The organism is Actinoallomurus iriomotensis (assembly GCF_030269445.1).
In the GTDB taxonomy this organism is placed as follows: Bacteria; Actinomycetota; Actinomycetes; order Streptosporangiales; family Streptosporangiaceae; genus Actinoallomurus; species Actinoallomurus iriomotensis.
This window is the reverse complement of sequence record NZ_BSTJ01000001.1, coordinates 1,225,336-1,239,853: the sequence shown is the minus strand read 5'-3', so window position 1 is coordinate 1,239,853 and position 14,518 is coordinate 1,225,336. Positions and strand designations below refer to the sequence as shown.

The window sequence follows — 14,518 nt, the reverse complement described above, 5'->3', positions numbered from 1 at the left end:
GCGTGCGGCGCGGGGGTGCCGCCGCCCGCGCCGCCGGTGAAATGCTGGCGGCGTGAGCACCGTGATCACGAACATCGGCGAACTGGCCGGGGCGGCCGAGGACCGCTGGCTGATGGAGGACGCCGCGCTGGTCATCGACGGCGGACACATCGCCTGGGCGGGTCCGTCGCGGCGGGCGCCCGCCGCCGACGAGGCGTACGACGCGGGCGGGCGCGCGGTCCTGCCCGGATTCGTGGACTCCCACGCGCACCTGGTGTTCGCGGGGGAGCGGGCCGAGGAGTTCGCCGCCCGGATGAGCGGCCGCCCGTACGCCGCCGGAGGCATCCGCACCACCGTCGAGCGGACGCGCGCGGCGTCCGACGACGAGCTGCGGGCCAACGTGCGGCGCCTCGTCGCGGAGATGGCCCGGCAGGGCACGACGACGGTCGAGTGCAAGTCCGGCTACGGCCTCACCGTCGAGCAGGAGGAGCGGGCCGTGCGCATCGCGGCCTCGCTGGTGGACGAGGTGACCTTCCTCGGCGCCCACGTGGTGCCGGCGGACACCGACCCGGCCGAGTACGTGCGGCTCGTCACCGGGCCGATGCTGGCGGCGTGCGCGCCGTACGCGCGGTTCGTCGACGTCTTCTGCGAACGCGGGGCGTTCGACGCGGACCAGACGCGGGAGATCCTGACCGCCGGGCGCGCGGCCGGGCTGGTGCCGCGGCTGCACGCGAACCAGCTCGGGCACGGGCCGGGCGTGGCCATCGCGGTGGAGTTCGACGCCGCCTCGGCCGACCACTGCACCTTCCTGTCCGAAGAGGACGTCGCCGCCCTGGCGGGCTCGCGGACGGTGGCGACGCTCCTGCCGGCGGTGGAGTTCTCCACGCGCCAGCCGTACCCGGACGCCCGCGCGCTCATCGACGCCGGGGCGGACGTCGCGCTGGCCACCGACTGCAATCCGGGCTCGTGCTACTCCTCCAGCATGGCCTTCTGCGTCGCCCTGGCCGTACGGGAGATGCGGATGACACCGGAGGAGGCCGTGCGCGCGGCGACCGAGGGCGGGGCGAAGGCGCTGCGCCGGACGGACGTCGGGCACCTGCGCCCCGGTGCACGTGCGGACGTGCTGATACTGGACGCGCCGTCACACATCCATCTCGCCTATCGGCCGGGGGTTCCGCAGGTGGCGCGCGTATGGCGCAATGGCCGGGCGGTTGAATTTCGGCACGGGAATTTGTCCTAAAAACAATCGATAGGGCTTTCTGTCCGCTGTTCGGGGAAGTATTCGCCGACGTCAGGGCCTTTCTCGGCCACCGTTGGGCGTTGACTGATCACCAATCGTCATCCACTGTTGTCAGTGCACTGGCCCTAGCCCCTCGGGAGTCCATGATGCGCGACCTTGATCGTTCGCGGCCTCAGGCGGACCGGTATCGGTTGTTCCCGACCTGAGCGTACGTTCTTACGCCGCCGGTAGAAATCTGCCGGACGAAAGGCTTGATCTCGTCCGGACGAAACGACTATGCCATGAGGCGAAAAAGTGATCAGCATTCTCATCGTCGAGAATATGAACCTTGTCAGAGGCGGTCTTGTCGCCTTACTTTCCGGACATCCGGACATGGAGGTGGCGGCCGCGCTGGAGTCGGCGGACAAGGCGCTCCCGACCGCCCTCGAACTCGAACCCGACGTCGTCATACTCGGGGCGGACATGGACGACGGCTTCGCCGTGGTCCGGTCCCTCCACGAGGAGTTGCGGTCCTGCGCGACCGTGATCATGGCGAACCGCCGCCGTCCGGGCGACCTGCGGCGGGCCGTCGCCGCGGGCGTGACGGGCTTCCTGCTCATCGACACGCCGCCGGCCGACCTGGCCGACGCGGTCCGCCGCGTCGCCCAGGGCGAGCGGGTGATCGACTCGGAGCTGGCGTTCGCCGCGCTCCACCGCCCGGAGAGCCCGCTGACCGAGCGCGAGGTGGACGTGCTGCGGCTGGCCGCCCAGGGCGCGTCGTCGGCGGAGATCGCGGGTCACCTGTTCCTGTCGGTCCGCACGGTCCGCAACCACATCTCGCGGATCATCGGCAAGATCGGCGCCCGCAACCGCGTCGACGCCATCCGCATCGCCGACGACGCCGGCTGGCTCTGACGCGAGGCGATCATCTCACCGCCGGCGCGCGTCCTTCGGTCGTCCAGTGGCCGTGCAGCTCCCGGTAGAGGGGGCAGTCCTCCAGCAGGTCCTCGTGCGCGCCGAGCCAGGCACGGGTGCCGTCCAGGACGAGGATGCGGCGCGCGCGCCGGGCCGACGTCATCCGGTGCGCGATCACCATGAGGGCGCCCGGCCGGGCGGCGAAGGCCCGCTCCGCGCGCTCCTCGGCCGCGGCGTCCAGGTGACACGTCGCCTCGTCCAGGATGACCAGCCGGGCCGGTGAGACGTACGCGCGGGCCAGCGCGACGAGCTGGCGTTCACCGGCCGACAGGGCGGCCGGGTCGACCGTGCCGTCGAGGCCGCCCAGCCGCTCGGCCAGCGGTCCGGCCCCCACGGCCGCGACGGCCCGGTCCAGCGCGTGGTCGGAGGCGCCCGGCCGCAGGTAGGACAGGTTCTCCCGGAGCGTTCCGCCGAAGACGTACGCCTCCTGCGGGATCAGCGCGCGGACCGACGGGTCGGCCTCGGCGGCCGGCACGCCGCCCAGCGTGACCGACCCGTGCGCCGGCGTGAGGAGGCCCACGGCGAGCCGCGACAGCGTGGACTTGCCGATGCCGCTCGGGCCGACGATCGCCAGGTGGTCGCCGTCCGGCACCCGCAGGGACAGCGCGTCGACCACCGGTTCGGCCTCCGGCCCGTACGCGAAGGTCACCCGCCGCAGCGCGAGCTCGCTCCCGCCCGAACGCGCCGGGTACGGGGCCGGCGGCGTCCCGGCGGCCGACATCACGCGGTCGAGCGTCACGGCGAGCCGCAGCCCGCTGCCGCCCACGCCCCGGATGATCGTGGCCAGCGCCGGCGACAGCCCCTGCAGCACGTACGTCAGCGAGCCCAGCACGACCCCGGGCGTGGCGCCGTGCCGCACGAGCCACGGCGCCGCGCCCAGCACCAGCAGGAGTGGCAGCCGCCCGCCCACGGCCAGCGCGACCGTGCGGCCCGCTGCCAGCCGGGCCATCGACCGGGCCGCCGCGGCCTGGGCGTCGATCAGCCGCCCGGCCGAGGCCGCCACGGCGTCCTCCGCGCCGCACGCCGCGATGTCGCGGAGCCCGCCGGCCAGGGCGGTGGCCGACTCGGCGATCCGCTCCTCGGCCAGGATCAGCTCCCGCTGCCGGCGGATCGACCGCCCGACGAGACCGAGGAACAGCCCGAGTCCCGCCACGACCGGCGGCACCACGAGCAGGAGCGTCACCGGCATCAGCGTCAGTAGCCCGACCAGCGCGCCGGCCAGCGTGAACACGAATCCCTGCACGATGTTCAGCAGGCCCGCGAACGTGTCCCGGACGATCTCCACCTGCTGGGTCAGCCGAGCGACGGCGCCGTCGTCCGCTCGTTCGGTGCGGACCGACTCGTGGACGGCGCCGCGCACGACGTGACGGACGAGCGCGTCGCGGAACGGTTCGACGACCGCGGCCAGCGGCCCGTACGCCCGGGCGGCGCCGACCGCGCCGACCACGGCCGCGCCGGCCAGCACGCCCAGCCAGGCCAGCGCCGGCCCGGCCCGGTGCGCGAGGAACGCGTCGGTGGCGCCCGCGACCGAGCGGCCGAAGACCAGCACGGGCACAGCGCCGAGCGCGGACCACAGGCCGAAGGCCACGAGCGCGCGCGGCCGGCGCCGTAGCGCGGCCACGAGGACGCGGCGGCTCCTGGCCCGGTGGTCACTCACCGAACACCTCGCGGTACTCCGGATCCGACCACAGCTCCCGGTGCGGCGCGCAGGCGCGCACCGTCCCGCCGTCGAGCCAGGCGACCAGGTCCGCGCGCGCCGCGGTGCCCACCCGGTGAGCGATGATCAGACGGGTGCGGCCGTCGCGGGTCAGCACGTCGCCGACCTGCGTCTCGGTCACGGTGTCCAGGCTGGACGTGGCGTCGTCGAGGACGAGGACCCGGCCGGGATGGGCGAAGGCACGCGCCAGCCCCAGCCGCTGCAGCTCACCGCCCGACAGGGGCGCCTCCGACGGCGGCGTGCGGTACCCCAGGGGGAGACGGCGGATGAAGGCGTCCGCGCACGCCGCGCGGGCGGCCGTCTCGGCGTCGCCGCCGATCGCCTCGGCGATCGTGTCGCCGAACAGCGCGGGCCGCGCGAAGGCGTACCCGACCGCCTCCCGCAGTTCGGCGTGCTTCAGCGACGGCAGAGGCACGCCGTCGAGCAGGACCTCACCGTCGTCGGGGTCGGCCAGCCGTCCGGCCAGCGCGGCCAGCAGCGACTTGCCGCCGCCGGAGCGCCCGACGACGGCCACCGCGCCGCCGCCGGGGACGACCAGATTCACGCCGTCGAGCACCGAGGCGGCCGACACGCCACGGAACTCCAGCCGTCCGGGCCCGCCGGGCAGCGACCCCGGCCCGTACGCGGACATGGGCCGGTCGAGCACCGGGGCCAGCCGGGCGGCGCCGGCGCGGGCGCGGGCCAGGCGGCCGAGCTGGGCGATCACCGGGCCGATGTCCGAGCCGAGCCCGGCGTACTGCGCTCCCGCGAGCAGCCCGCCCGCGGTGAGCCGTCCGTGGGCCAGCTCGTACCCGGCGACGGCGAGCACCGCGAGCTGGAGGAACGGCACGGCCAGGGTGCTGCGGCCCGCGGTCGTCGCCTGGATCCGCCAGGTCGCGTGGCCCTGCGCGGACAGCTCGGGCAGCGGGGCGAGCACCCGCTCGGTCTCGCGCTCGGCGGCGCCGGCGGCGGCGACCGTGCGGCTTCCCGCGAGGGTCTCCACCAGCCGGGTGGCGATCCGGCTCTGCGCCTCCAGGTACCGGCCGACGACCGCCGAGGTGTCGCGGACGAACGAGCGCAGCAGCGCGACGATCGCGGGCAGGCCGAGCGCGAACGTCAGCGCCAGCCAGGGATCGAGAAGAACGAGGGCGATCACCCCGCCGAGCGGTGGGACGACCGCGGTGGCCGCCAAGATCGCGGCGGACGGGGCGTACGCGGTGTCCGCGGTCGCGGTGACCGCGCGGCTCGTCAGGTCGCCGGGAGGCAGGCCCGCGGACGGGCCGAGGCCGAGGACGTGCCGGGTGAACAGGTGCCGCAGCCGTGCCGTCGCGACGGCCGTGCCGGCCCCGGTGGACAGCTCGGTGAGCGCGTCGCCGGTCATGGAGATCGCCACCAGGCCCGCGTACACGAGAGGCCAGGTGAGCGAGGTGGAGCCGCCGAGCACCCCGTCCACCGCCCGGCCGAGGACGGCGGGGAGGACGAGCGCGGCTCCGGCCTGGAGCAGAGAGGTGACAGCGAGCAGGCTCGCCCAGACGCCGCCGTAGCGGACGGTCCGGATCACGAGCCTGCTCGCCGTCATCGGTCTCCCTCGGGGACTGCCGCACGGTTCCGTACGGGACGGGGCCGGTGGGCAGCCCCTGCTGTCGTGGTCCTGCCATGGCTACCAGGGCCACGGGGCAGGCGTCAGAGGCAGATCGTGATGCTGTGCGAGCTGTGGCAGAGCAGGCTCAGCGTGCTGTTGGCCTCGCCGCCGCCACCGCCGCCACCGGGGGTCGTGCTCATCCCCTGCATGTCGAGAAGCGCCATCGTCGTGTCACCTCCTCACGGATGAAGGACGGCCTCGACCGGGAAGACCGGTCATCAGAGGCAGAGAACGATGCTGTTGGAGCTGTGGCAGAGCAGGCTCAGCGTGCTGTTGGCCTCGCCGCCGCCACCGCCGCCACCGGGGGTCGTGCTCATCCCCTGCATGTCGAGAAGCGCCATTTGTCGTGTCACCCCCTCGCCGGTTGCGTGATCGCGGTCCCCGCGAGGGTTCTCGCGGGAGGCTTGGGTTCCCCGAGGAAGGGAAGGTGGACCGGCCGGTCGTGCAGCGCGGCGCCCATCGCCAGCAGCACGCCCGCCGTGCCGGTGCCCAGGTCCATCGACATCCGCAGCAGGTTCTCGCCGGGGAAGGACAGCCCGCCGCCATACGAGAGCGCGTGCCACGCCAGGTCGCGTACGTGCGTGGCGGCCCGCGTGTCCCGCCGGCGCGCGAGGTGCAGGAGCATCCCGGCGCGCCCGCTGAACAGCCCCGACTGCGCGTAGTAGCGCGTCAGCGCGGCCGTGCGGATCCGGGCCGAGGCCTCGCGGAACCGCTGGTCCTCGCGGTGGGCGAGGTAGTCGTCGATGACCATGCCGATCCCGACGCTGCCCCGCGCGAGGTAGGGCAGGACGCGGTTGCCGTCCTGGACGTGCAGCGCGCCGTTCTTGTCGGTCGTGCACCCGTCGAGGTCGAGCCCGATGGCGCGGGCCGCGAGATCGAGCAGGTGGGTCTCGCCCGTGCGCTCGTACCGCCGGATCAGCATCAGGGCCGGGCCGGACAGGCCGCGCATCAGCCCCGGCCGGGCCGGCGTGGCGTCGGCGGTCTCGACGTGGTCAGCGACGAGCCGGGTCGCGCGGTCCGCCGCCTCACGCAGTGTCGGCGAGGCCAGCACGTCGGCCAGGTGGTCCAGGTTGAGGGCGATGCCGGACAGGCCGCCGTGCAGGTCGACGCCGAGCTTCTCCCAGCGGTCGCCGAGGCAGATGTCGGCGACCCGGGCCGCGGCGCCGAGCTGCCCGAGGTGGGCCAGACCGTACGCGGCGCCGTGCAGCCCGTCGTACAGGCCCAGACCGGTGCCGCGCGGCGGATCCGTCGCGTGGTCGGCGAGCCACTCCACATGCCGCGGCGATACCTCGCAGCCGGTGACGTCCAGGGCGTACAGGACCCCGGCCGCGCCGTACGCCAGGCCGAGCCCGCCGCTGCCGAACTGCTGGATGTCGCCGGGGAACAGCCGGTCGTCGCGGCCCGGCGTCGCGCTGGCGAGGATCGCGGTGCCGAGCGCGCCGCGCGCGTCCCGCCAGCCGGCTGGCTCCGGGGCGAACCGGGGGATCGGACGCCGGCCCGGTTCGCCCCGGTTGATCTCGTCGACCGCCTGCTGGAGGTACCCCTCGGGGACGGGGAACCACTCGGCGATCACCTCGGCCAGGTGTGCCGCCTTGGCCAGGTCGAGCATGAACAGGTTCGTGGTCGGCATGAAGAGCGCGATCTTCAGGCAGGCGAGGCTGTACAGGTCGATGTCCGTGCCGCGCCGGTCGGGCGGCGCCAGGAAGCCGGGGTTGGCGAGCGTCTGCCGGCGCTGCTCGGCCGCGGGGGCCGCCGCCTCGAAGTCGATCAGGGACACCGTGTCGTCGGGCCCCACCATGATGTTGAACATGTGCAGGTCGTTGAAGGCGACCCCGCGCGCGTGCACCTTCCGGATGATCCGTTCGGTGCCTGCGTAGATCTTCATCGCCCATTCGGTGTACGCCGCGAGGTCCTCCGGGGCCGGCTCGGGGTCCAGGAGAGGATGCCGCTCGGCGAAGAAGCCGTTCAGCGGACGGCCCTCGACGAACTCCTCGACGAGGAAGTGGTGTTCGCCGACCACGAAGTAGTCCAGGGCCGCGGGCACCCCGTCGATGCCGGCGAGGAGCCGGAGGATGTCGTGCTCGCGCCTGACCCGCGTGACGGCGTCGGTGCCGTCGGCCGCGAGCCCGGCATGCGGCCGGCCCTCTTTGAGCACCACCCTCCGGCCCGTCCTGGTGTCCTCCCCGGCGTACACGCCGCCGCCATTGGAGAAGTGGAGCGCCTCTTTGACCTCGTACGGGACGTCGGTCATGGTGACGGCGTTGCGCGCCTCCAGGTGCGGGACGAGGCAGGCGGGCAGCGTGACCCAGGGCGGCACGGTGAAGACCGGGTTGCGACGGTCGGGAACGAGGCGTCCCTCGCCGTCCTCGATCGCGGCCACCAGCCGGCCGTCCTCATCCTCACAATGGCGTTCGATGAACCCGCCGTACCGGACATAAAGCGGGCCTTCGCCAATGCGGAGGTCGCTGAGAATGTACGGTCCGGGCTGTCCCTTGAGAATGTCGCCGAGTTCGGTGAGAAGGGTGGCGAGCTCCGCCTCGTCGCGTGGGTAGATGGTGACGAGTTTTCCGCTGGCGCCCCGGGGAGAGTATTTCGCATTGCGCATGAGCAGCACGTTCACACTGCGCAGGTGCTTGAAGGAGACACCGCGGGGCACGCAGTGGTCGCGGACGCGTACGAGCACGTCAGCGGCGTTGTCGTGAGACGCGGAGATGTGGATCTTCCAGCCCTGCGCCGGGATCTCCTGGGCCGGCGGGACGTAGACGACCCATTCACTGCGCGGCACGCGCTGCCAGCCGTCGGGGAGCGGTTCGTCGACGATGGAGAAAGCCGGGCTCTCCTGTCCGTCGAGGACGTCATAGAAGAGCCTGTCTTTCAGGCAATACACCTCGTACTGCTTTTCCACCGCTGCTTCCTCTGCTCTTCGACACCGGAGGGGGCGAACGTCGGATGCGACCGTTCGTTCCGAGAAGAGAGACTTGCAGCCCGAGGTGGTGGAAACCTAGGGACAAGTGTCACTAATGGCCCGTGAACTTATCCCATTGGGCTAAGTGAGTCACTCTAGGTAAGAGCGGAAGTCATGGTCATTCTTCCTGCATAGGACAAGTTGCCGGGTATTTGGGACGTGCCAAATGGCGGGCGATCCCGGTGCCGTGGTCATGGCTCTATGCCGGGACGCGAGGGGCGTCTCATGGCGGCCGGCCCGGTGAGGACGGCGACGGCCGAGGCCTCCGGGTGGCGCTGCGCCGGGGCGAAGTGATCTTCCGAGGCGAGTTTGCCGATCATCCTTCGTTCGTCGGCATGGCTCTAGTAGATTCGGTCCGCCCGTAGCTTTCGACGCACATACATGCGGGTATTACTCTGCGTGACTATAGTGGGCTGCCCGCGGCAGCCCATCTGAAGTTTGAGGAGAGGGCAATGGCGGCCGATCCAGATTCACTCATACTCGCCGAACCTTGGCGAAAAGGCTCGCGCAGTGGTGGCGGCGGCTGCGTGGAGGCCGCTCGCGTGGCGATGCCCCACCCTCGACCGGTTGACGCGCCGATCAGCGCGGAGGACGACACCTCCCGATAACGCCGCGTCAGCCCACCGGGGTCGCGTCCCCCTCGTTCATCGGTTCAGCGGCCGTCTGGCCTTCCATTCGCGCAGCGGCCGCTTTGATGAACTCGATGGTCTCGTCCTCGCGCAGCGCCAGCTGGCGCAGGTGATCGAATGCTTCGAGATATTCGGCCACCTCTTCGCTGTCGGTGACCGTCGCCGGCTTTTGCGTATTCTCCAGGTACAGCACGCCGGGCGGACCCATCTCGAATCCGAGCACGGTGAACTCACCGAGCATGCCGAAATGCGCTCCCTTCTCGAAGGGAATCAGCTCGAGCGTGATGTCGGGACGGCGGGCGAGGTCGAGCAGATGGGCGAGCTGGCGCGGCATGATGCCCTGGTCACGCTGGCCGCCGACCCTCCGCCGGATGACGGCCTCATCCAGTACGTAGTGCTGTTGCGGGAGATCCTCCCGGCTGAACATCTTGTCCTGGCGCTGCATACGGACCTCGATCACCGTCTCGGCGACCGGCTGGGGCTTGTACTCGATGGTCAGCGCCCGCGCGTAGTCCTCCGTCTGCAGCAGGCCGGGGACGAGAAGCGGGCTGAACGAGCGAATGAACGAGGCGCCGAGCTCGTACCCCAGGTACGTCGAGTAGGCGTCGTCCAGATGATCGCGGTAGAGAGTCCACCAGCCGCGTTCCCGCGCTCCGCGGGCGAGCGTGGACAGCTCGGCGATCCGCTCCTCGTCGGTCACGCCGTAGTGGCGGAGGAGCGCCTGAAGGTCGGTCGTCGAGATGCGGACGTTGCCGCCTTCGATGCGGATCAGCTTCGACGCGGACCAGTCGAGTGCCCGGGCGACCTCATCCTGGGTCTTGCCGGCGTCACGCCGGAGCCGCTGGAGCTCGGCGGTGAGGCGTGCGCGCTGAACGACGGGGCCGGGGTCCAAGGCATCTCTCCCCTCGCGGACGAAGATCGAGAATCCGGGGGGCTCGGCCGGACATCTCGCTCATCGCTGCCTTCCAACGCGCTTAGATTAAATCAGCGAGGTGGCAATGTGCCATACCTATTTCGAGCGAGGTGGCAAGCGTCCACCCGGCGGCTCATCAGGTCGCATGAATTGATCATGGCGGGATCGTTCCAATAAGAATCCGGCGTCGGCCGAAAAGGACGCCGTCCCGGTCGTGTGGCGGTCGTCGCCTTCCTTGTCGCCGCAGGTGAACGCCGAATCGCGCCGAATTTCAGTCGCCGCAATCGCGGGAATCGGCTCGCTCCGGCCGGCGCCGTCTGATCCGGTATGCGTGTCGGCCTTTCGCCACCTGGCCACCCGCGAGGCCGTGCGCCGCCGGTCGGCCCGACGCCGCCGCGCGCGGCGACAGGCGGCGGTGCGGTGACCGGCGCCGCGCGGGCAGGCGGGTTGATCGGAGGCGGGACGCGGGGAGGCGTCGCGGTGGGAGGCGGCCCGACGGCACGCATGACGCGTGGACGCATTCTGAAATGTGAAGAATGGCGTGCTGCCGTCTTACTTCATGGCGAATAAACAGTGGGCAACCTGCGTTATTGCAATTATTCGAGTCTATTGGAAATGGCTCGAAGCTGCGTTATCATTCTTTTAGCGGAAGAGTAGACGGGAGCTGTTCTTCCGTAAAGGAGGTGATTCGAGTGGTCATCCTGATCGTCGTGGCCGTCGCCGTGTTCATCGGAATTCGTTCCGAGCGCGCACGTCAGGCCCACCAGATGTGGGGCAGCTACAAGTCCCGCCTCGCGTCCATGCGCGGGCTACGGATGAAGGAGACGCTGAACGCCCTCTTCGGCATCTGCGCCCTCGTGTTCGTCGTCATCCTGATCACCGGTATCGGCGGTTGACGCGGATCAACGGGGGCCGGTCCGCGGCGATGTGGTCGACCGAGAGGACCTCGGCGACGAAGAGCACATGGTCGCCGGCCGGCACCCGTTGCCGGGTCTCGCACTCGAGCGCGGCCAGGCCGTCGTCTATGATCAGGGCGTCGGACAGCCGTCCCCGGTGATGGGGGACGCTCGCGATGAGCAGCCGGGCGCTCGGGCGCCCGGCTGCCGCGAACCGGCCGGCGATGGCCCGCTGCGCCGCCGACAGCACCGTCATCGCCCAGCGATCGCACCGGTGCAGCACCTCGGCGAGGTACGACTCGTTCGCCACCGAGATCATGACCAGCGGCGGGTCGAGCGACACGGACGAGAACGCCGTCAGCGTGGTGCCGATGTCGTCCCGCCCGTCGCGTACGGTCACCACCACGACGCCGGTCGCGAAGGTCGCGAGCGCGTCGGTGAAGTCCCGCGACGGGACCTCCTCCACGGTGAGTCCTCCGTTCACACGGCCCCGGCCTGGAATCGATGTCGCGGCGCCGTCAGCGGCCGGACACCGTCACATGATCTCCCAGGTGCCCGGCAGCATCAGCGGGCCCCCGGACGGCAGGCCCACGCGCGCCGCGACGGCGGACAGCGGGCCCCACGCGTCGAGGCGGGCGGTGGCGGCGGTGCGGTCCTCGCTCGACTCCGCCGGGCGCAGCCGGTCGATCGGAGACACGTGCGGGTACAGGCGCACCGGAGCGTCCACCGCCAGACCCGCCTTCTTGCGGGCCAGTTCGAGCGCCCGCGCCAGACCGCCGAGCTCGTCCACCAGCCCCCGCTCGTGGGCGTCCGCGCCGGTCCACACACGGCCCCGCGCCAGGGAGTCGACGCGTTCACGCGGCAGGTCGCGGCCCTCGGCCACCTTGCCGACGAAGTCGTCGTAGATGCGGTCGAGGAAGGAGTTGACCCGGCCCCACTCCTCCTCGGTGAAGTCGCGGGTCGGCGCGTACATCCGCGCGTGCGCGCCCTGCTCGACGCTGTCCAGGCCGATGCCGAGGCGGCCGAGCAGGTCGCCGACGACGGGTTTGCCGAACACCACGCCGATGGAGCCGGTGAGCGTGCCCGGCTGGGCGACGATCACGGTCGCGGGAGCCGCGACGAAGTACCCGCCCGACGCGGCCACGTTGCCCATCGACACGATCACCGGCGTGCCGGCCTTGCGGGCCAGCACGATCTCCCGCCAGATCGTGTCGGAGGCGACGTACGAGCCGCCGGGGGAGTCGACGCGGAACACGATCGCCTTGATCCTGTCGTCGCGCACCGCCGCGCGGATGGCCGTCGCGATCGTGTCCGAGCCCATGGACGAACCCTGGCCCGGCATGGCGCCGCGCCCGCTGCGGCCGAGCCGGATCGCACCCTGGCCCTGGATCAGCGCCACCGCGTCCTGCCGCTGCCGCGGCAGCCGCTTGGCCAGCCCCTGGGCGCGGTTGTACCGGGCGACGTACCGCAGCCGCGCGTCGTCGTCGCCCACGGCCGCGCGCACGTCGGCGTACACCTCGTCGCGGTAGGCCAGCTTGTCGACCAGTCCGGCCTCGAGCGCCTCGGCGCCCAGGAGCGGCGCGTGGTCGATCAGTTCGCGCACGCGCTCCTCCGAGAGCCCGCGCCCCTCGGCGACGCCCGCCACCACCTGTTCGCCGGCCGAGGCGACCAGCCGGCCGGACATCTCCTTGTGCTCGGGCGTGTAGGCGCGCTCCATGAACGTGTTGGCGGCCGTCTTGTACTCGTGGCGCTTCGCGAAGCGCGGCGTGACGCCGATCTTGGCGAGCGCCTCGTTGAAGAACGGCTCCTCCAGCGCGACGCCGGTGAGCGCCAGGTCGCCGGACGGCTGCAGGTAGATCCGCTCGAACGCGGTCGCCAGGTAGTACGGGACCGTGCCGCGCCCGGTCTCGCCGAACGACTCCGCCCACGCCACCGCGAGCTTGCCCGCGTCACGGAACCCGCGGACCGCGTCGCGCAGCTCCTGGGCCATCGCCAGCCCGAGCCGCTGCCCCCCGATCCGAACGACGAGCGCACGCACCCGCGGGTCCGTACGGGCCCGGCGCAGGCCTCCGAGGACGTCACGCAGATGGGTACGGCGCATGCTGAGCAGGGCCGACACCGGGTCGGCCGGCTGCCCCTCCACGATCCCGTCGGTCAGGTCCAGTTCGAGGATCAGCGGGGCGTTGCGCCGATCGCGGGCATCTTTGAGCAGGTCAACGACTGATCCGGCATCCACCATGAGGCAACTCTATGTGCGCCGTGCCGCGCGCGAGCCGGACTCGGCCAACCGCCTTCCACCGCCGGGGCCGCTATTCTCCGGTCGGGCGGTGACGGGGAGGCGGGTCCGTGGACATCTGGCTGGTGCCGTCGTGCGCGCTCGGCGGAGTGGTCGCCGGCTGGTTCGCCGCGCCGCTGGCCGAACGCTACTTCGAGCGTCCGGTGCGGTGGGCGCGGCCGGGTGTCTCGCTCACGATGGCGGTGACGTTCGGGCTGCTGGCCTGGCGCCTCGGCGGGCGGGCCGAGTTGCCCGCGTTCCTCTACCTCGCCGCCGTCGGAGCGCTTCTGGCCTTCGTCGACGTCGCGGTCAAACGGCTTCCCGACCCGTACACCCTGCCGTCCTACCTCATCGGACCGGCGCTCCTGGGCGTCGCGGTGCTCACCGACGGTCGTCCCGTACGCCTGGTGCACGCCCTGGTCGGGCTGGCGGTGCTGTGGGCCCTGTACGCCGTGCAGCACCTGTTCGCGCCCGGGGCGATCGGCTGGGGTGACGTCAAGCTGTCCGGCGTGCTCGGCCTCTACCTCGGCTGGCTCGGCCTGGCGGCGTGGTGGCTTGGCGTGCTCGCCGGATTCGTGCTCGGCGGCCTGTACGCGGCGGCGCTGCTGATCACGCGCCGGGGTTCGCGGAAGACCGAGATCCCGTTCGGGCCGTTCATGCTCGCCGGGGCCCTCGCGGGCATCCTGCTGAGCTGAGACAGACGTCCTAGGCTATCGTCGATCACTCAGAGTAGTCAGATGATCGGGGGGCGTCCCATGAAGACCGCACCGGCGGCCGGACACGTCGTGCTGCGCGCGCCGGCGTCCGGCGACTTCGGCTGGGTGATCCAGCGACACGGAGCCCTGTACGCCGCCGAGTACGGGTGGGACGCGACCTTCGAGGCCCTGGTCGCCCGGATCGTGGCCGACTATGTCGACGAGCGCGGGCCCGGTGACGGCGCGTGGATCGCCGAGCTGGACGGCGAGCCGGTCGGCTGCGTGTTCTGCGTGCGCGAGACCGATCAGGAGGCCCGGCTGCGCCTGCTGCTGGTCGAGCCCGCCGCGCGTGGCTTGGGGATCGGCGCCGCCCTGGTCGGGGAGTGCGTCGACTTCGCCCGCCGGGCCGGCTACCGCGAGCTGACGCTGTGGACCAACGACGTGCTCACCGCGGCCCGCCGGATCTACGAACGGGCCGGCTTCGAGCTGGTGAAGGAGGGGCCGCACCACAGCTTCGGGCACGACCTCGTCGAGCAGACCTGGCGGCTGGAGCTCTAGACTAGAGCGTCCAGCGATCAGGTGGTCACCGGTCCAGCGCTGGAGTTCGGTCGCGGTGGCCACGACCAGGCGTCGC

At 71.8% G+C, this 14,518-nt stretch carries 13 protein-coding genes; 5 read left to right on the top strand and 8 right to left on the bottom strand.

Annotated elements, in window-relative coordinates; translation table 11 throughout:
* Positions 1-52: 52 nt before the first annotated feature.
* Both hutI and QSK37_RS05865 read left to right on the top strand, forming a co-directional pair.
* Positions 53-1,219 (top strand): imidazolonepropionase, encoded by a 1,167-nt coding sequence (gene hutI / locus QSK37_RS05870; protein WP_285569860.1) that lies wholly within the window; start codon positions 53-55, stop codon positions 1,217-1,219.
* A gap of 294 nt (positions 1,220-1,513) precedes the next feature.
* Entirely contained in the window at positions 1,514-2,113 is a 600-nt protein-coding gene (locus tag QSK37_RS05865) for a response regulator transcription factor (protein WP_285569857.1), read from the top strand.
* A gap of 10 nt (positions 2,114-2,123) precedes the next feature.
* Here the strand turns inward: QSK37_RS05865 and QSK37_RS05860 are convergent, their stop codons facing one another.
* The 6 genes from QSK37_RS05860 to QSK37_RS05835 form a co-directional block, all read right to left on the bottom strand.
* Positions 2,124-3,830 carry an ATP-binding cassette domain-containing protein gene (locus QSK37_RS05860; protein ID WP_285618088.1) on the bottom strand — a complete coding sequence of 569 codons (1,707 nt, stop codon included), beginning with the start codon at positions 3,828-3,830 and terminating at the stop codon, positions 2,124-2,126.
* Positions 3,823-5,448, bottom strand: coding sequence for an ATP-binding cassette domain-containing protein (locus QSK37_RS05855; RefSeq protein WP_285618087.1), 1,626 nt, complete (start codon positions 5,446-5,448; stop codon positions 3,823-3,825). Before QSK37_RS05855 ends, QSK37_RS05860 begins: the two co-directional genes overlap by 8 nt.
* 104 nt (positions 5,449-5,552) lie before the next feature.
* Complete coding sequence (locus tag QSK37_RS05850) at positions 5,553-5,675, bottom strand: SapB/AmfS family lanthipeptide (protein WP_285618086.1); 123 nt, start codon at positions 5,673-5,675, stop codon at positions 5,553-5,555.
* 54 nt (positions 5,676-5,729) lie between these two features.
* Complete coding sequence (locus QSK37_RS05845; RefSeq protein ID WP_285571344.1) at positions 5,730-5,852, bottom strand: SapB/AmfS family lanthipeptide; 123 nt, start codon at positions 5,850-5,852, stop codon at positions 5,730-5,732.
* A gap of 8 nt (positions 5,853-5,860) precedes the next feature.
* Complete coding sequence (lanKC, locus tag QSK37_RS05840; protein ID WP_285618084.1) at positions 5,861-8,416, bottom strand: class III lanthionine synthetase LanKC; 2,556 nt, start codon at positions 8,414-8,416, stop codon at positions 5,861-5,863.
* Positions 8,417-9,091: 675 nt separating this feature from the next.
* Complete coding sequence (locus QSK37_RS05835) at positions 9,092-9,997, bottom strand: helix-turn-helix domain-containing protein (RefSeq protein WP_285569846.1); 906 nt, start codon at positions 9,995-9,997, stop codon at positions 9,092-9,094.
* A 713-nt stretch (positions 9,998-10,710) separates the two neighbouring features.
* Between QSK37_RS05835 and QSK37_RS05830 the strand changes: the two genes are divergently transcribed.
* On the top strand, positions 10,711-10,914 hold the full coding sequence (locus QSK37_RS05830; protein ID WP_285618083.1) for a hypothetical protein: 204 nt from the start codon (positions 10,711-10,713) through the stop codon (positions 10,912-10,914).
* On the opposite strand, the gene QSK37_RS05825 is transcribed toward QSK37_RS05830, so the two are convergent.
* Both QSK37_RS05825 and sppA read right to left on the bottom strand, forming a co-directional pair.
* On the bottom strand, positions 10,895-11,380 hold the full coding sequence (locus QSK37_RS05825; protein WP_285618082.1) for a flavin reductase family protein: 486 nt from the start codon (positions 11,378-11,380) through the stop codon (positions 10,895-10,897). The two genes, QSK37_RS05830 and QSK37_RS05825, sit on opposite strands and share 20 nt — an antisense overlap.
* A 69-nt stretch (positions 11,381-11,449) precedes the next feature.
* Positions 11,450-13,153 carry a signal peptide peptidase SppA gene (gene sppA, locus QSK37_RS05820; protein ID WP_285618080.1) on the bottom strand — a complete coding sequence of 568 codons (1,704 nt, stop codon included), beginning with the start codon at positions 13,151-13,153 and terminating at the stop codon, positions 11,450-11,452.
* Between the two features lie 107 nt (positions 13,154-13,260).
* Between sppA and QSK37_RS05815 the strand changes: the two genes are divergently transcribed.
* Together QSK37_RS05815 and QSK37_RS05810 are read left to right on the top strand one after the other, a co-directional pair.
* Positions 13,261-13,884 carry a prepilin peptidase gene (locus QSK37_RS05815; RefSeq protein ID WP_285618079.1) on the top strand — a complete coding sequence of 208 codons (624 nt, stop codon included), beginning with the start codon at positions 13,261-13,263 and terminating at the stop codon, positions 13,882-13,884.
* Between the two features lie 60 nt (positions 13,885-13,944).
* Positions 13,945-14,442 (top strand): GNAT family N-acetyltransferase, encoded by a 498-nt coding sequence (locus QSK37_RS05810; protein WP_285618077.1) that lies wholly within the window; start codon positions 13,945-13,947, stop codon positions 14,440-14,442.
* The last annotated feature ends 76 nt before the right edge of the window (positions 14,443-14,518 follow it).

Excerpts from the sequence above, each read along its gene's own strand:
- QSK37_RS05850 (WP_285618086.1), bottom strand. The coding sequence starts at position 5,675 with ATGGCGCTTCTCGACATGCAGGGGATGAGCACGACCCCCGGTGGCGGC.
- QSK37_RS05845 (WP_285571344.1), bottom strand. The coding sequence starts at position 5,852 with ATGGCGCTTCTCGACATGCAGGGGATGAGCACGACCCCCGGTGGCGGC.
- QSK37_RS05810 (WP_285618077.1), top strand. The coding sequence starts at position 13,945 with ATGAAGACCGCACCGGCGGCCGGACACGTCGTGCTGCGCGCGCCGGCG.
- QSK37_RS05855 (WP_285618087.1), bottom strand. The coding sequence starts at position 5,448 with ATGACGGCGAGCAGGCTCGTGATCCGGACCGTCCGCTACGGCGGCGTC.
- sppA (WP_285618080.1), bottom strand. The coding sequence starts at position 13,153 with ATGGTGGATGCCGGATCAGTCGTTGACCTGCTCAAAGATGCCCGCGAT.